General features: G+C 60.0%; 15 protein-coding genes. 5 read left to right on the top strand and 10 right to left on the bottom strand.

Annotation, left to right across the window (positions count from 1 at the left end; all coding sequences use genetic code 11):
* Nucleotides 1-3: 3 nt before the first annotated feature.
* The gene (locus DMP17_RS10990; RefSeq protein WP_337829125.1) at nt 4-777 is read left to right on the top strand and encodes a hypothetical protein; all 774 of its coding nucleotides are present in this window, start codon (nt 4-6) and stop codon (nt 775-777) included.
* 20 nt (nt 778-797) lie between these two features.
* On the opposite strand, the gene DMP17_RS10985 is transcribed toward DMP17_RS10990, so the two are convergent.
* The 8 genes from DMP17_RS10985 to DMP17_RS10950 all read right to left on the bottom strand — a co-directional run bounded on the left by DMP17_RS10985 (nt 798) and on the right by DMP17_RS10950 (nt 9589).
* The gene (locus DMP17_RS10985) at nt 798-1340 is read right to left on the bottom strand and encodes a GNAT family N-acetyltransferase (protein ID WP_337829124.1); all 543 of its coding nucleotides are present in this window, start codon (nt 1338-1340) and stop codon (nt 798-800) included.
* Nucleotides 1341-1369: 29 nt separating this feature from the next.
* Complete coding sequence (locus DMP17_RS10980) at nt 1370-2617, bottom strand: DUF445 domain-containing protein (RefSeq protein ID WP_337829123.1); 1248 nt, start codon at nt 2615-2617, stop codon at nt 1370-1372.
* A 125-nt stretch (nt 2618-2742) separates the two neighbouring features.
* Nucleotides 2743-6192: an efflux RND transporter permease subunit gene (locus DMP17_RS10975; protein ID WP_337829122.1), complete on the bottom strand. Its 3450-nt coding sequence runs from the start codon at nt 6190-6192 to the stop codon at nt 2743-2745.
* Nucleotides 6193-6260: 68 nt separating this feature from the next.
* Nucleotides 6261-7583 carry an efflux RND transporter periplasmic adaptor subunit gene (locus DMP17_RS10970; protein WP_337829121.1) on the bottom strand — a complete coding sequence of 441 codons (1323 nt, stop codon included), beginning with the start codon at nt 7581-7583 and terminating at the stop codon, nt 6261-6263.
* A 217-nt stretch (nt 7584-7800) separates the two neighbouring features.
* Nucleotides 7801-8076, bottom strand: a complete 276-nt coding sequence (locus DMP17_RS10965) for a GlsB/YeaQ/YmgE family stress response membrane protein (protein ID WP_337829120.1) — start codon at nt 8074-8076, stop codon at nt 7801-7803.
* A 218-nt stretch (nt 8077-8294) separates the two neighbouring features.
* On the bottom strand, nt 8295-8564 hold the full coding sequence (locus tag DMP17_RS10960) for a GlsB/YeaQ/YmgE family stress response membrane protein (RefSeq protein WP_337829119.1): 270 nt from the start codon (nt 8562-8564) through the stop codon (nt 8295-8297).
* A gap of 286 nt (nt 8565-8850) precedes the next feature.
* Nucleotides 8851-9150: a CtrA inhibitor SciP gene (gene sciP, locus DMP17_RS10955; protein ID WP_337829118.1), complete on the bottom strand. Its 300-nt coding sequence runs from the start codon at nt 9148-9150 to the stop codon at nt 8851-8853.
* A gap of 127 nt (nt 9151-9277) precedes the next feature.
* A complete protein-coding gene (locus DMP17_RS10950; RefSeq protein WP_337829117.1) occupies nt 9278-9589 on the bottom strand; it encodes a hypothetical protein in 312 nt (103 codons plus the stop codon).
* A gap of 226 nt (nt 9590-9815) precedes the next feature.
* Between DMP17_RS10950 and mnmA the strand changes: the two genes are divergently transcribed.
* Complete coding sequence (gene mnmA, locus DMP17_RS10945; protein ID WP_337829116.1) at nt 9816-10907, top strand: tRNA 2-thiouridine(34) synthase MnmA; 1092 nt, start codon at nt 9816-9818, stop codon at nt 10905-10907.
* Between the two features lie 4 nt (nt 10908-10911).
* Here the strand turns inward: mnmA and DMP17_RS10940 are convergent, their stop codons facing one another.
* Nucleotides 10912-11280, bottom strand: a complete 369-nt coding sequence (locus DMP17_RS10940) for a hypothetical protein (RefSeq protein ID WP_337829115.1) — start codon at nt 11278-11280, stop codon at nt 10912-10914.
* 37 nt (nt 11281-11317) lie between these two features.
* Here DMP17_RS10940 and DMP17_RS10935 point away from each other — a divergent pair, with 37 nt between their 5' ends.
* Complete coding sequence (locus DMP17_RS10935; RefSeq protein WP_337829114.1) at nt 11318-12433, top strand: serine hydrolase domain-containing protein; 1116 nt, start codon at nt 11318-11320, stop codon at nt 12431-12433.
* A gap of 14 nt (nt 12434-12447) precedes the next feature.
* On the top strand, nt 12448-13080 hold the full coding sequence (locus DMP17_RS10930) for a hypothetical protein (RefSeq protein ID WP_337829113.1): 633 nt from the start codon (nt 12448-12450) through the stop codon (nt 13078-13080).
* A gap of 105 nt (nt 13081-13185) precedes the next feature.
* On the opposite strand, the gene xseA is transcribed toward DMP17_RS10930, so the two are convergent.
* The gene (xseA, locus tag DMP17_RS10925) at nt 13186-14754 is read right to left on the bottom strand and encodes an exodeoxyribonuclease VII large subunit (protein ID WP_337829112.1); all 1569 of its coding nucleotides are present in this window, start codon (nt 14752-14754) and stop codon (nt 13186-13188) included.
* On the opposite strand from xseA, the gene purD reads away from it, so the two are divergent.
* Nucleotides 14723-16147: a phosphoribosylamine--glycine ligase gene (gene purD / locus DMP17_RS10920; protein ID WP_337829111.1), complete on the top strand. Its 1425-nt coding sequence runs from the start codon at nt 14723-14725 to the stop codon at nt 16145-16147. The two genes, xseA and purD, sit on opposite strands and share 32 nt — an antisense overlap.
* The last annotated feature ends 44 nt before the right edge of the window (nt 16148-16191 follow it).

The following is a 16191-nucleotide window of genomic DNA, read 5'->3' as shown; positions in this document are numbered from 1 at the left end:
ACCATGTCCCGCCTGCTGATCTTCGGCCCCGGCTATAGCGGCCGCCGCATAGCGGCGTTGGCAGAAGCGCGCGGGTGGGACATCGACTTTGTCGACCGCCCGCGTTTTGACGATATGGAAAGTGTCCGCGCGAGCATCCGGCAGGCAACCCATATCCTCTCCACCGTCCCGCCCCTCGGCGCCCATGATCCGGTGCTGACGCTTTACGGAGAGGCCATTGCGCTCGCGCCCGCTTATTGGGTCGGTTATCTGTCCTCGACCGGTGTTTATGGCGATGCACGCGGCGGGTGGTGTGACGAAAGCACCCCGCTGGACGGCCAGCGCAGCGCACGGGTGCGGGCTGACAGGGCATGGGCGGCTTTGCGCGAAGAGGTGCGCATCTTTCGTCTGCCCGGCATTTATGGGTCCGGCCGCTCTGTTATCGACAAGCTGAAAGACGGCACAGCGCACCGCATTGATGCGCCCGGCCATATTTTCAGCCGCATCCATGTCGATGATCTGGCGCGCGGAGTAGTCGCGAGCTTTGCCGGGCCTTCGGGGGTTTATCATCTTGCAGACGATCACCCCGCGCCGCAAAGCGATGTGATTGCTTATGGCGCGGCCTTGCTGGGGATAGAAGCGCCGCTACCGGAGCCGCTTGAAAGCGCCCCGCTGACACCGATGGCGCGTAGCTTCTATGCCGCCTCGCGCCGCATCGCCAATGGCAAAGCGCGGCGGATATTGGGCTGGCGGCCACGCTACCGGAGCTATCGCGAAGGGCTTATGACCTGCCTGTAACAGACAGGCATCGGGTCAGATCATTCCCGGCGGTATAACACCAAATGTGCGGTGTCTTCGGCCTCTTCATCCGGAAAAATTTCCCGCAGGATTTTGAAGCCCAATTTGCGCGCGACCTTATCCGAAGCGACATTGCCGAATTCGATCATGCAGCCCAAAGGTTGCTTGCCGAAGGTGCGTTCGAACCAGTCGATTGTGCCTTCCATCGCTTCGGTCGCATAGCCTTTGCCCCAATGGTCCTGGGCGATAATCCAGCCGGCTTCGGGGAGGAAATCAAAGTCTGCGCCATGCCCGCGCGCGGTGCGGAAAATACCGCAGGTGCCGACAAAAGCGCCCGTCTCCTTTTCTTCGACCATCGCAATGCCATAGCCGAACAGCATCCAACTCCCCGCATTGCGCATCAACCGGTTGAAACTGTCGGTCATGCAGGGTTCGGCGAGCGCAAGATAGGTGCGCATCGCGGGCGGTTCGGTCAGCGCATGGATGAGGACTTCATCCCCGGCCATCGGGCGGCGCATCCGCAGCCGGTCGGTTTCAAATTCATAAGCCGGGGCATCGCGCATGGGAAAGCCTTATAAAATCGGGGAAAGCCTTATAAAAGATATTCAGCGGCGTGGATCAACACGCCCACCAGTCCGCCGACCAAGGTGCCGTTGATGCGGATAAACTGCAAGTCGGGCCCGACCGTGGTTTCGAGCCGGTTGACGATGGTGCCGGTGTCCCAACTGCGCACCGTATCGGACACCAGCCGCACAATATTGCCGCCATAGGCCGCCGCGCCGCCAACCACCGCACGGCGCGCAAAGCGGTTGATCGTGCGTTTCAGCACCTCGTCCTGTTGCAAGGTTGCGCCCATTTGCTGGAGCGCCTCGCCCAGCTTTCCGGCCAGCACCGTATCGGGGTCGCGCGCGGCTTTAAGGAGCGCGGTGCGGCCTTGTTCCCACAATCCGTCAATCCAGCCGGTGACCGCCGGATTTTCCAGCAATTCGTCGCGGAAATCGCTGACCTTCTTTTGCATCTTCTTGCTATGCTGCAAATCCTTGGCGAGTTTTTGCAGCGCCTCTTCGGCTTTCAAGCGGAACGGATGGTCGGGGTCTTCGGTCATTTCGGTGAACAGCTTATGGAGGCCGTTCACAATCGAATTGGCGATTTTTTCGTCAATCCCGACAAAACGCATCAGCGCGTTAGTGCGCTCATGCACCATGTCGCGCAATATATGTTCATTTTCATCGAGCGCTTTAGCGAGCCAGCCGACCATCGAATCAATCACGGGCTGATGCTTGTCCTCCTTCATCCCCGCCGCGAGGGCTTGGCCGAGGAGAGGCGCAATATCGAGCCGCCGGATCTGGTCGGCAATCGCGGTTTTGACCATGCCGCCAAGCCGCTCTTCATCAAGCGCGCCCATCATATCGGCCAAGAGCCGCGAGGCGCCCACCCGCATCCGCCCTTCGCCGCCCGAAGGCGAGGCCAGAAATTTGCCCGCAGCCCCCGCAATATCGACGCTCTGCATCCGCCGCGCGATGACATTGGGGGTGAGGAAATTATCCTTGAGGAACAAAGCGAGCGTATCGCCGATACGGTCCTTGTTGCGCGGAATGATCGCGGTGTGCGGGATGGGAAGGCCAAGCGGATGCCGGAACAAAGCCGTCACCGCGAACCAGTCGGCAAGGCCGCCGACCATTGCCGCTTCGGCAAAAGCGCGGACAAAGCCGATGGCGGGGTGGACGTGCCGGAAATAAGTGGTCGCGATGAAAACCAGCGCCATCACCACCAGCAAACCGGTCGCAACCCAGCGCACATTAAGCCCGCCCGTCGGAACCTCGACCGATAATTTCGGCATATTAAGCGCCATCGGCGCGCGGGGGACTGGCCTTTTCACACTCACCTAAATGATTGAAGCGCGAAAGCGTTGCAAGGCAAAAGGGGCTAACGCACGCGTTGCCCCCTCCTCCCCAGCGGTCAAACTCACTCGGCCGGCTGCGGTTCGGGATGCGGCGGAAGCCCGCCATGCATCCGCGATTCGCGATACTGCTCTTCATCGGGCCCGCTGGTGATAATCTTACCTTTGAACAGCTTCGACAAACGCTTTTCCATGCCATCGGCAAGGCTGAACGCGGCGGGAACGATAAGCAAGGTGAGCACGGTCGAGACGATCAGCCCGCCGATCACGGTTGTCCCCATCGGCGCGCGCCACGCCCCGTCGCCGGAGAGCGACAGAGCGGTCGGCACCATGCCCGCCGCCATCGCCACGGTGGTCATCACAATCGGCTGCGCGCGCTTATGGCCCGCGTCGATAATCGCTTCCTTCTTGGGCACGCCTGCGGCCATTTCCTCGATGGCAAAGTCGATCAGCAGGATCGAGTTTTTGCCGACGATGCCGATCAGCATGAGGATGCCGATATAGACAGGGAGCGACATCGGCTGGCCAACTATGGCGAGCGCGATGAGGCCGCCCAGAGGCGCGAGCAAGAGAGAGGTCATATTGACCAAAGGCGCAACGAAGCGGTGATAGAGCAAGACCAGCACCGCAAAGACGAGGAACAGGCCGGTGACAATCGCAATCGCAAAGTCGGTCATAAACTCGGCCTGCCACGCATCTTCGCCCGCAGGCGCGTTGGATACGCCGGTCGGGAGATTTTTCATGGTCGGCAGGACGTTAATCTTGTCCATGGCTTGGCTCTTGACGACACCTTGCGCAAGGTCGGCACCGATGAACACGCGGCGCGACTGGTTATAGCGTTGGATCGTGGTCGGTCCCGCACCGAATTTAATCGTCGCAACACGGGACAGCGGCACGGACCCGCCATTGGCGGTCGGGACCGGCAGATTTTCGATCACCGCCATATTCTCGCGCGACTGTTCCGGAAGCATCACGCGGATCGGAATCTGGCGATCCGAAAGCGAGAATTTCGCTGCATTCTGGTCGATTTCACCCTGTGTCGCGATGCGGATGGTTTGGCTCAATGCCGCGGTTGTGACCCCGAGCGAGGCCGCAATTTCGGTGCGCGGTTCGATAATAAGTTCCGGACGGCGCATATCGGCGACGATGCGCGGCGCGACAATCTCCTTGATGCCGCGCATTTCGCTCAACACCTGATTGGCGGTTTTGACGAGCAGGTCGGGGTCGGAGCCGGACAACATGATCGAAATCGGGCGACCGCTGCCGGTATCGCTGCGGCCAAAATCGACGCGCGCATCGGGAATGTCTTGAAGCAGCGGCGTCATTTTGCGGGTAAATTCATCGGAGGTGAGTTCGCGCTCTTCCTTGAGGTTGGCGCGGACAAAGCCATTGCCTTCGCGCGCAACAACCATGACCTGACTGACTTCGGGTTGTTTGAGCAGCAGTTTTTCGACCTGCATCCCGACCGCACGGGTTTGCTGCAAGGTCGTTCCCGGAACCATTTCGATGCGCGCCTGAACCGTATCTTCGTTGGTCTTGGGCTCAAATTCCTGCGGGATGACCGCAAGGAGGCCGATGGTCATCAAAAAGGCAAGGACGCCAAAGCCCAGCATCCATACGCGGTGATCGCGGATGCGCGCATAAAAGCGGCGCGCCAGATTGCCGGTCCAGCCGAGGAAACCCTCGTCACGGCGGCGACCGATAATCGCGCCGACAATCAACAGCAGGATCATGCCGACAAGGAAACCGACGGGATAGCCGAGCAGAAGCCCTGCAAAAACCTGACCCGCGCCTATACCGGCTTCGCCGGCGTCCGCACTGGCACCGGCAGCGGCAGCGTCAGGCGCAGCGGGCTTAAAGATGATCGCCAGCATAGCGAGAAGGCCGAGGCCGATCGGCACCGCATAATAGCTCAACCGGCTGCGCACCTTGGTAATGCCCGCGCGGATGCGCTGCGCGCTGCTGTCGTCCATGCTCCAGCGCAAAATCTTCATATAACCGTCCATCAGACGGCCTTCGCCATGACTTGCTTCGCCGTGGGCTTTCAGGAAATAGGCGGCGATCATCGGTGTAATCATGCGCGCGACGGCAAGGCTGACCAGCACCGCGATGACGACCGTGAAGCCGAAATTTTTGAAAAACTGTCCGGCAATGCCCGGCATCATGCCGACGGGGAAGAAGACCGCAACGATGGAGAAAGTGGTCGCCACCACCGCGAGGCCGATCTCGTCGGCTGCGTCAATCGAGGCCTGATAGGCGGATTTGCCCATGCGCATATGGCGCACGATATTTTCAATCTCCACAATCGCGTCATCGACCAGTACGCCCGCCACAAGGCTGAGCGCGAGCAGCACAAGGCTATTGAGGTTGAAGCCCATCATCGAGATGAACCAGAAGGTCGGGATAGCCGACAAAGGAATGGCGAGCGCCGAAATGAACGTCGCGCGCCAATCGCGCAGGAACAGGAAAACGATAATAACGGCCAGCACCGCGCCTTCGATCATCGCGGCCATCGAGCTGTGATACTGGTCCTTGGTATATTGCACCTGATTGGACAGCAAAGTGAATTTGACGCCGGGATTTTCGTCCTCAAGCTTCTTCAACACCTTCATCGCTTCGTCGAACACACCGACTTCGGACGCCGTCTTGGTGCGCGAGATAGCGAAGTTTACCGATTCCTTGCCGTTGATCGCGGCGATGCTGGTGCGTTCGCTATTGCCGTCGCGCACGGTGGCGACATCGCCCAAGCGCACAATTTTGGTGCCGACCGGAATCTGCAATTCCGCCAGTTCGCGTGCATCGGCAACGTTGCCGAGGACGCGGACCGATTGGCGCGCGCCTGCAATTTCCGCAACGCCGCCGCCGGTGTTGATATTGGCTTGCCGCAGCACATTGTTGATCTGCGCGGCCGTTACGCCGAGCGACTGCATCCGCGCGGGGTCAAGGATGACCTTGATTTCGCGGTCCACACCGCCCCAGCGTTCGACCTTGGCCATGCCTTCGACCGCGAGCAGGCGCTTGGCCACCGCATCATCGACGAACCAGCTCAATTGTTCGAGCGTCATGTCGGTCGCGCTGATCGCGATATTGCTGATCGGCTGGCTCGACGTATCTTCCTTGACGACCTGCGGCTCCAAAATGCCTTCGGGCAGCGATCCGCGGATCTGGTCGATGGCCGATTTGACCTCGTTGACCGCATTATTGACGTCTGTGCCGATTTCAAATTCGGCAAAGGTTTGCGAGCTGCCCTCGCGCACGGTCGAGCTTAGATTTTTAAGCCCGTTAATGCCGCGCATCGCGGATTCAACGCGCTGGGTGACTTGGTTTTCGAGTTCCGAAGGCGCCGCGCCCGGCTGTGAAATGGTCGCGATAACGAACGGAAATTCGACGTTCGGTTGGCTCGCCACGCCCATGCGCATGAAGGACAGAATCCCCGCCGCCATGAGGAAGGTGAACAAGACAATCGGAACGACCGGATTGCGGATCGACCAAGCGGAAATATTACGCAAACCCATGGCTATCTTCCGTCATATCCTTTTAAGGGCGTTTGTCGAAGGGCATGTTCCCACGCCCTCCGGCCCGATTAATTTTTCGCTTCTGCCGTTTTCGAAGGCGCAGGCGCGGCCTTGGCAGCGGCCCCGGCTGATGTCGGCGTGGCAGCGCCATTCCGGCCCAATGTGACACGGCTCGGCTTGATAATATCGCCTTCGGTAATGAAGCCGCCGGCGCGCAGCACGACCAGTTCGGTGCCGTTCAGCCCTTCGGCAACGGCAATGCCTTGCGGCGTTACAAGACCGGTCTTGACCGCGCGGCGATGCACCTTGTTCTGGGCATCGACGACCCAGACGAAATCGCCGCTGTCATCGGTCATGATCGCCGAATCGGGAAGGATGGGTGCCTGGATTGCGCCCGCCACAATCTGGGCATTGGCAAAGCCGCCGGGACGCAGCGCGCGGTCGAACGGCAGCGCGATACGGGCAATACCCTGCCGCGTATTGGCGTCCACCGTCGGGGCGATCTGCCACACCTGTCCGGAGAAGGATTGGGTAGTGCCAACCGGCACCACCGTCGCGCGGACACCCGTGCTGATGGTCGCCAGATCGGCTTCGTTCAACTGGGCGTTCAGTTCAATCTCGCCGCCGCGCGCCATGGTGAACAGCGGGGGCGAACCCGAGCTAATAACCTGACCGATTTCCACCGCGCGCGACAGGATATAACCCGATGCGGGCGCGCGAATGTCGAGCCGCGCATTGCGGGCGCGCAGTTCGGAAAGCTGGGCTTGGGCCACGCGCACTTGCGCATTGGCGGCATCGCGCGCGGCGCGCTTGCGGTCGACATCGGCCTTGGAAATAAAGCCGCGCGCGATCAAGGCTTGCGCACGGTCCAGTTCGGCCTGTGCGAGGCGCGCATCCGATTGGGCCGCGCCGATTTGCGCTTCAATGCCGCGCACCTGTTCATTCTGGACCGAGCGTTCGACGACGACCAGCACCTGACCTTGCGACACCCAGCCGCCTGCATCGGTGCGCACATCAATCACGCGACCGCCTTCGCCCACCACGCCGATCGGCACTTCGCGGCGGGCCGCCAGTGTCCCCGATGCGTTCAGCACACGGTCCACCGTCTGGCGCGCCGGGATAGCGACGGTCACGGTCGGCGCATCCTTGCCGCCGGCTTTACCCGCTTGCGCAGAGCCAGCCGCCGCGGTGCCGGTCTTGGCGGCAGGCGTCTTGTCGCGATTGAACATCATCCATGCGCCAACCAGCACGAGCGCAATCAGCGCAATCGCGCCTATTACGGTCCAGCGACGGCGGCGCTTATCCTGTTCGCTCAACGCACCATAATCGCCCGTGCTGCCATATCCGGCCTCGACAGGTTTTGTGTCGTCGATTTTGCTTTCATAGTTCATAAAATATGTCGCTGCTCCGCTCGCCCCGATTTGCGGTGTATTATATCATTATATCACTCGGATCAAGCCGCATAATGCACATCATACCCAGCCTCCCGATCGCGCGTTTCTGTGCTGGAAATTATATATAAAATCAAATGAAAATGGCCCCGGCGAGGGGGCCATTTTGTAAAGGATGGTGCGCGCTTTCAAAGCCCGCTCATTTGCTGTGCTTTTTTTAGCGCACGCTGCCACGGCGCAGGAAGTTCACAATGCCGAGCAGCACAATCGCGCCGCCAAAGGCCACCGCGAGCGTCGCCAGATTGAACGGGGCATCACGCAGATTCGCGGTGCCGCCGGTGAAAAAGCTGAACAGCCAGCCGCCGAGCATCGAGCCGACGCAGCCGACCACCACATTCAGGAAAATCCCTTGCTGGGCGTCCGTGTTCATCACCTTGCTCGCAAGCCAGCCGATAATGCCGCCCATTACAAGCGCGATCAAAAAGGTAATCATTTCATTTCCCTCCACTCATTGTCTTTGGACCATGATGGTGAACCAGATGCTACGGCTTTGCAATGGAGACATTGCGCGCGCATGACAGACTTTGCGTTCGACCAACATAATCCGGCAACATAAAAAGCGGCCCTTCCCACCGGAAGAGCCGCTCTTTTCTATCGCTCCGGTTACGATCAACCGGATGATATTGCTATATTATTTAGCGCACGCTATTTTTAGCGAACACTGCCGCGACGGACCAAATTGACAATCGCAAGCAGGATCAAAGCGCCAATGAAGGAGCTTATCAGCGACATCATATCATAATTGCCGTCAATAATCCGGCCACCGCCAATCAAGGGCGACACAAGAATACCGCCGAGGAAAGAGCCGACGATCCCGACGATGATGTTCAGGAAAATACCCTGCTGTCCGTCGGTCCGCATCACAATGCTGGCCAACCAGCCAAGCACACCACCGACAATTAAAAGCCAAAGAAAACCCATAGTCACCTCCCGTTATTGAACAGCTAAATGCTTCTATCTTTACTCTCTTCAACGTAACCGGCGCAAACAAGTGCCGTTAAAGATGGGTGTGTAACGGGTATGGAGCCTAACGGTTCCGCATATTAATACAAGTAAATCTCATTAAAACCGGAGGGGACAGAAAGCCGCGCTGTTGCGGGCAACAAAAAAGGCCCGGACAAAGCGGGCCTTTTTTATCAGCTACTCGGGCGGATATAGCTTACCATAAGGCAAGCCGAGCGCCCGCGAGCCCTTCAGAGTCTTTGCGTCAAAATTTCTGCTGGCGCTGGTAAAGGTCGCGATAATGCTGGATGCGCGTGACACGCAAGCCCGGCATCCCTGACCGGTCGATAGCGCGTTGCCATCCGGCAAATTCTTCGACCGTCAGGCCATAGCGGGCGCACACCTCATCGACCGTGAGCAGTCCGCCATTAACGGCTGCGACGACTTCGGCCTTGCGGCGCACAACCCAGCGTGTGGTGTCCGGCGGTGGCAGGGAGTCCAGCGTCAGCGGCTCGCCTAGCGGGCCGATTACCTGCGCCGGAGATATTTTCTGATTCTCGATCATCGCGTCCTCAAAAAGATAGTGTTTATTATGTTCTGCTCGAAAAGATGTAAAATCGCCGTCTCTAACAATCTTTGAAACGCCGAGGTTAACATGGCGTTTAGATTCAATATTTCATCGCACGCCTGACTCATGTCGTCGCCTCCGGGTCGGACCTGTCTGCCACAGCGCCGGAATAATGGTCGGGGAGCGCCAAATCCGAAAAGCGCGCCAGCTTTGGCTGCTGCTTGTCGAACGCTTCATTGCGGCTGGACAAGATCTGGATACGATACTGGTCCGGTTCTGCCCCGTCATTTTGCTCCCCTGTTTCGCGGATCACCGCATGGCTGGTCTGGCTAGCCGCCTGCCGCGCACCCGCTGAAGCCAGCAGCAACCGGAAGCCAATGCGCTCCAGTGGCTGAGCCGACTCCCGGTCGGATGTACGGAATTGATCCATGTCCATACCGGCATTTGTAACACCAAAGATTAAAAGCCTTGTAAACAGCCGATTCAGACACTGTTAGCTTAGATGAACAGACGCTAATATTTGTTTACATATGGTATCTTTTTGAAAGCGTTAGCAGAACCCGATAAGGGGGTTTTGCAGGGGTGGTAAAATCTTTTCACAGTGCCTAAATGCGCGCATTATGACTCATACCAATCCTGCCGATTTCCAGCTTTCCGGGCCAATGTCCGCGCGGCGAGTCGTGGTCGCCATGTCCGGCGGCGTCGACTCCAGCGTGGTCGCTGCGCTTGCCGCGCGCACCGGTGCAGAGACAATCGGCGTCACGCTCCAGCTTTACGATCATGGCGCGGCGACCGGCAAAACCGGAAGCTGTTGTGCAGGTCAGGATATTCGCGACGCGCGCGCAGTCGCCGACAAGCTTGGCATCGCCCATTATGTGTTCGACCATGAAAGCCAGTTCCGCGAAAGCGTGATCGAAAATTTTGCCGATCAATATATGGCCGGACGCACACCCATCCCCTGTGTGCGTTGTAATATGGGGGTGAAATTCACCGACCTGTTCCGCTTGGCGCGCGAGCTTGGCGCGGATTGCCTCGCGACCGGCCATTATGTGCGCCGCGTCGAAGGTCCGGCAGGCGCCGAGCTGCACCGCGCCGCCGACCCCGCGCGCGACCAGAGCTATTTCCTGTTCGCAACGACGCAGGAGCAGTTGGACTATCTGCGCTTCCCCTTGGGTGGCCTGCCCAAGCCCGAAGTGCGCAAAATTGCCGAAGAATTGGGCTTGGCCGTCGCGATGAAGCCGGACAGTCAGGATATTTGCTTCGTCCCCGATGGCGATTATGCCAAAATCGTCCGCAAAATCCGGCCCGATGCCGATGATGTCGGCGATATTGTCGATCTGGAAGGCAACATGCTCGGCCAGCATAAGGGGCTTATCCATTATACGGTCGGCCAGCGGCGCGGCATCGACATTGGCGGCCAGCCTGAGCCGCTTTATGTGGTGCGGCTTGATGCCGCCTCAAAGCAGGTCGTGGTCGGTCCGCGCCGTGCGCTTGCGGTCAATGCCGCGCGGCTGGAGGAAATGAACTGGATCGGCGCGGATTATGACGGCCCGATGCTGGTCAAGGTGCGCAGCCTTGCCAAGCTTGTCCCCGCCCGCAAAGTCGGCGACCGCGTGCTGTTCGACACGCCCGAATATGGCGTTGCGCCCGGACAGGCGGCAGTCTTTTACGCTCCTGATGACGGCCAAGGCGAGCGGATGCTCGGCGGCGGCTGGATCGAGGAAACCGAAAGCGCAGCGCTGGAAGCGGCGTAAAGCCTTAATCCAGCAGACAGCCCGTATCCCCGGCATAATGGGCGCTATGGCGCGCCATGAGCGGAACCGAGGCGGTGACGCGCTTTTTATCCTTGTCTTCGGATAAGGATACCAGTCCCATGCCGGGTTCAAAATCGCTTTCGCAGCTTTCAAGGTCTCGGCCTTGCACAAAGCGGCATGAGCATCCCACGCGCGCACCATAAGCGGTGCCGACATCGGCCTGTTTCTGCCAGCCGCTATAATTCCACGCGACAAAGGCGATGAGGAGCAGCAGCATTGCGATTCCAATGGCTTTCCAAGGCAGGGGGCGCCGCGTGTCGCCCCGCTCCAATCGCACCCGCGCGCCCGCAGCATCGGCGCGATCATTGTCCATTGCAGGAGGTAGCGGGCTGCTGCTAGTCATGGCCCCCATGAACCGGAATTTGATGCTCTTGGCAAGTGGTGCATTGATGCTGGCAGCGGGGGGCTGGTGGGTGAGCGCGCGCGCCGATGCCGCGCAGCATAGCAGCGCCGCAAACGGCACGCTGCCATCGCCTGCCCAACACGCCGCCAACGCATTGTTCGGCGAAGGCGATGAGGCTGACACTGCCCTTGTCGGCGAAACCCGCGCGCTGCTGGTCCTCAAAAACGGCAAGATTATTTATGAACGCTATGGCAAGGGCTTCGGGCAGGACAGCAAGCTGATTAGCTGGTCGATGGCCAAGAGCATCATGGCCGTCCTCACCGGCCTCATTATATCAGATGGCAAGCTTGCTCTGGACGAGCCAGCCCCGGTGCCTTTGTGGCAGCGGTCGGGCGATCCGCGCGGACATATCACTGTCCGGCATCTGCTCAATATGGCGTCGGGCCTCAAATATGTAGAAATTGCAAATCCGGTTTATGATAGCGATACGGTGCGGATGCTGTTCGGGCAGGGAGCCAAAGACATGGCTGTTTATGCCGAAACCCAGCCTGCCATTGCCAAGCCCGATGAACAGTTCAACTATTCGACTGGATCAAGCGTAATCCTATCGGACATATTGACCCGAACGCTAACGGAAAGCCAAGACCCCGATACAAGGCGTCAGGCGATGCTCGATTATTTTCGCGGGCGCTTGTCGGAGCCGCTCGGCATGACGAGCCTGACGCCCGAATTTGACGCCAGCGGCACGATGATCGGCGGCAGCATCCTCCACGCCACCGCGCGCGATTATGCGAAATTCGGGGAATTTTTGCGCCATCGCGGCGTGGTCAATGGCCAGCGGCTTTTGCCCGAAAGCTGGATCGACTTCATGCTCACCAGTTCACCTGCCGATGGCGGTTATGGCGGCCATATCTGGCTCAACAAGCCGCGTCCGGCCGGGTCCAATCCCGCGCTCTGGCCGGGGCAAGGGCCGTCCGACCTGTTCGCCTGTCTCGGGCATCAGGGCCAATATATCATTGTGTCGCCCTCCCAAGGTCTTACCATCGTCCGGCTCGGTATCAGCACCAACACCCAAAATGATGCGGTGCGCGAACAATTACGCAAGCTCACCGCTGCGCTGTAAGGAGAAGGCCCTTTATGTTGCTCGCGTCCCTGCTACTGGCGGCAGCGCCCGCCGAAATCCCCGCTTTTGATCGCGCCGCCATATTAAGGATGTGCGCGGCCAAAGAGGGCGATGATCTGGACGGGCAATATGAATGTCTGCGCGACGAAATCGAGGACCATCACCAGTTCATGACCTTGTGGCAGGCGGACAAGCCCGAACGGCGCGAAGGCTATCGCCAATGTTTTGCTGAAAAATGGGACGAGGAAAAAAATCTGCCCGATTGGGGCATGACCATCCATTGCATCGAAAAAATGGCGGACCCCAAGCTGGAAGTGGCCGATTCGGGCGGACGCTTCGATCTTAAAAAGGCTACCGCCCATTGCGAGGGCGAAAAGGCCAACCCAACCACCTACCCTGATGGCAGCCAGTCGGGGCAGGATATGGGCGCCTGCCTGTCCGATGCGGCGGCGGGGCATCGCAGCTTCCGCCTGATCCGCGCCAAATATCAGCGCCAGCGCGCAAGCGACACGCTCAAGGCCCTCGATTATTGCGAGCGCACATGGGTCACCAACGAGGCGCGCTATGATTGGGGCATGGCGATTTTCTGCGCCAACCAGCAACTTTCCGCGCCGATGATGATTGCCGGGCTGCGGGAGATTAAGTGAAGCGCGGGCGGGGGTGCGGCGATGCTGCGAGCTAGGTTAAACTGGAGACTCGGAGATGGATCCCCGATCAAGTCGGGGATGACGGGTTTTTTCTAACCGATAGTCTTAATCGAACAACCCGCCTTGGCGTTTCTCTTCCCCCGCTAGTCCTGAGCTTGTCGAAGGACGGGATGGCGGCCGCGGTGGCGTTTTAGGTTTTGGAGGGGGAGGCGTGGAACTCCCTTCCCCCACCACATCAACATCAACCGCGCCATCGGCAAAACGCAAGCGCAACCCCGCCGCCGCGCGGGCCTCGTCCGCCGAGGTCACAACGCCCGGCTTGGTCCCATCGCGGCGCAGCACCATCGCATAGCCTTTGGCGAGCAGATTGTCGGGGTTGAGGCTGGCCATCACCCGCGCAATGCCGTCCAGCCGCTGGCGGCGCTGGGTGATGCGTTCGTTGACCAAGGCCGGACGCAAGCGGTTGCGCCATTGGTCGAGTTTGTCGGTCGCACTCGCCAGCCGGACAGTACGCGCGTCGCCCAGCCATTCGCTGACTTCGGCCAATCGCGCTTTTTGGAGATCAAGGCGGCGTTGCGGCGATACCGCGCGCGCCCAGATATGGCCGAGCCTTTCCCGCTCACGCGCGACCCGCCGGTCGAGCAAGGCGGGGTTGAGGGCGCTCGCAGGGGCCGTGAATTTCTGCCGTTCCAGCGCCACAAATTGTTTGAGGCTAACGGTGAGCTTCTCGCTCCAATAATCGACATTCTGCTTGAACGGTTCGAGCAAGCGGTCAAGCCCCGGCAAATGGCGCGCGGTGGCGGTTAGCCGTTCGCGCGCGCGTTCGGCGCGGCCCATACTCGCGCGTTGAGCCCGCAACCCATAGTCGCGCACCCCCGCCAGCAATTCGGCGCGCACCGGCACCGCAATTTCGGCAGCAGCCGTTGGCGTCGGCGCACGGCGGTCGGCGGCATAATCGCATAGGGTTGTATCCGTCTCATGCCCCACCGCAGAGATAATCGGGATGCTGCAATCAGCGACGGCGCGCACGACGACTTCCTCGTTGAACGCCCACAAATCTTCAATCGACCCGCCACCACGCGCGACGATGACCAAGTCGGGGCGCGGAATGGCGCCGCCGGGTTGGATCGCATCAAAGCCGCGCACCGCATTGGCGACTTGGGCCGCCGCGCCTTCGCCCTGCACCAGCACCGGCCATACCAGCACATGGGTGGGGCAGCGATCTTCAAGCCGGTGCAAAATATCGCGGATGACCGCGCCGGTGGGCGATGTCACCACGCCGATCACGCGCGGCAGGAAGGGGAGTTTCTTTTTGCGTTCGCTATCGAACAGGCCTTCGCCGCCCAGCTTGGCCTTCAGCTTTTCGAGCAGGGCGAGGAGCGCGCCTTCGCCTGCAATCTCCATCGTCTCCATGACGATCTGATAGGAAGAACGCCCCGCATAGGTGGTCAGCCTGCCGGTCGCGACCACTTCAATGCCGTCTTCGGGGCGAAAGGCGAGGCGGCCTGCGGATCCTTTCCACATCACCGCGTCAATCTTGGCATTTTCATCCTTCAACGAACAATAAAGATGCCCCGACGCCGCGCGCTTGAAACCCGAAATCTCGCCCCTTATGCGGACAAAACCGAACCGGTCCTCGACCGTGCGCTTCAAAAGGGTAGAAATTTCGCTCACCGAGAGCGGCGGCGCATTGTCGCCCGCCCGTCCCTCCGCTAACAGGCGGCCGGACGCTGCATATCGGGGATCATCCGGAAAGGAATTGTCAGGCATGAATATCTTGCTCATCGGATCGGGTGGACGCGAACACGCGCTGGCATGGCGGCTGAAACGCGCAGCCAGCCTTACATCACTTTATGCCGCCCCCGGCAACCCCGGCATTGCGCAAGAGGCGGAGATTGTTGCGCTTGACGTGAGCGACCATGAAGCGGTCATCGCCTTTTGCCGCGCGAAAGCGATCGGCCTTGTCGTGATCGGCCCCGAAGCGCCGCTGGTCGCGGGGTTGGGCGATGATTTGCGCGCCGAAGGCTTTGCGGTTTTCGGCCCCGGTAAAGCCGCCGCGCAACTGGAAGGCTCCAAAGGCTTTACCAAGGATTTATGCACCCGCGCCGAAATCCCGACCGCCGCTTATGCGCGCCATCATGACAAGCAAGCGGCGCTTGATGATCTGGACCGCTTCGGCCTGCCGGTGGTCATCAAGGCCGATGGCCTGGCCGCAGGCAAGGGCGTCATCATCGCGGAAAGCAGCGACGAAGCGCGCGCGGCGGTTGAAGATATGTTCTCCGGCGGCTTTGGCGAAGCGGGCGCGGAAATTGTCCTCGAAGAATTTATGGAGGGCGAAGAAGCGAGCTTCTTTGCGCTATCCGACGGGATGAATGTCGTGCCGTTCGGGTCAGCCCAGGACCATAAGCGCGTCGGCGATGGCGATACCGGCCCCAATACGGGCGGCATGGGGGCCTATAGCCCCGCGCCCGTCCTCACCGACGAACTGGAAGCTTTGGTGATGGAGCGCATTGTCGAACCGACCGTGCGCACGATGCTGGCCGATGGCACGCCTTATGTCGGTGTGCTTTATGCAGGCCTCATGCTCACCGATGAGGGGCCGAAGCTGATCGAATATAATTGCCGCTTTGGTGACCCCGAATGTCAGGTGCTGATGACGCGCTTTAGCGGCGATCTGGCGCAATTGCTCTATGCGAGTGCAACGCAAGGGCTGGCCGGTGCGCCCGCGCCCGACTTCATCGCCGACACCGCGCTCACTGTGGTGATGGCCGCCAAAGGCTATCCCGGCACGCCTGAAAAGGGCGGCGCGATTAACGCTTTGGACAAGGCCGAAGCGGCAGAACAGCACGTTAAAATCTTCCATGCGGGGACAGCCCTTCAAGGCGATCAACTGGTCGCCAATGGCGGGCGCGTTCTCAATGTAACCGCGACCGCGCCGTCAGTCACCGAGGCGCGCGCGCGCGCTTATGCCGCGATTGATGCGCTTGATTTTGCCTCCGGATTTTGCCGCCGTGACATTGGCTGGCGCGAGGCTGCGCGCGAGGCGGAAGGGCTTTCCGGCCAATAGGCTGGACAGGCGCGCATTTTTGGTTAGGCTGGGGCGCACATAAT

This window comes from Pseudonocardia sp. TMWB2A, assembly GCF_017312135.1.
Note: the sequence above shows the minus strand (reverse complement) of the source record. Positions and strands in the feature narration are given on the sequence as shown.

Excerpts from the sequence above, each read along its gene's own strand:
- DMP17_RS10990 (WP_337829125.1), top strand. The coding sequence starts at position 4 with ATGTCCCGCCTGCTGATCTTCGGCCCCGGCTATAGCGGCCGCCGCATA.
- DMP17_RS10985 (WP_337829124.1), bottom strand. The coding sequence starts at position 1,340 with ATGCGCGATGCCCCGGCTTATGAATTTGAAACCGACCGGCTGCGGATG.
- DMP17_RS10980 (WP_337829123.1), bottom strand. The coding sequence starts at position 2,617 with ATGCCGAAATTATCGGTCGAGGTTCCGACGGGCGGGCTTAATGTGCGC.
- DMP17_RS10975 (WP_337829122.1), bottom strand. The coding sequence starts at position 6,192 with ATGGGTTTGCGTAATATTTCCGCTTGGTCGATCCGCAATCCGGTCGTT.
- DMP17_RS10970 (WP_337829121.1), bottom strand. The coding sequence starts at position 7,583 with ATGAACTATGAAAGCAAAATCGACGACACAAAACCTGTCGAGGCCGGA.
- DMP17_RS10965 (WP_337829120.1), bottom strand. The coding sequence starts at position 8,076 with ATGATTACCTTTTTGATCGCGCTTGTAATGGGCGGCATTATCGGCTGG.
- DMP17_RS10960 (WP_337829119.1), bottom strand. The coding sequence starts at position 8,564 with ATGGGTTTTCTTTGGCTTTTAATTGTCGGTGGTGTGCTTGGCTGGTTG.
- sciP (WP_337829118.1), bottom strand. The coding sequence starts at position 9,150 with ATGATCGAGAATCAGAAAATATCTCCGGCGCAGGTAATCGGCCCGCTA.
- DMP17_RS10950 (WP_337829117.1), bottom strand. The coding sequence starts at position 9,589 with ATGGACATGGATCAATTCCGTACATCCGACCGGGAGTCGGCTCAGCCA.
- mnmA (WP_337829116.1), top strand. The coding sequence starts at position 9,816 with ATGTCCGCGCGGCGAGTCGTGGTCGCCATGTCCGGCGGCGTCGACTCC.
- DMP17_RS10940 (WP_337829115.1), bottom strand. The coding sequence starts at position 11,280 with ATGGACAATGATCGCGCCGATGCTGCGGGCGCGCGGGTGCGATTGGAG.
- DMP17_RS10935 (WP_337829114.1), top strand. The coding sequence starts at position 11,318 with ATGAACCGGAATTTGATGCTCTTGGCAAGTGGTGCATTGATGCTGGCA.
- DMP17_RS10930 (WP_337829113.1), top strand. The coding sequence starts at position 12,448 with ATGTTGCTCGCGTCCCTGCTACTGGCGGCAGCGCCCGCCGAAATCCCC.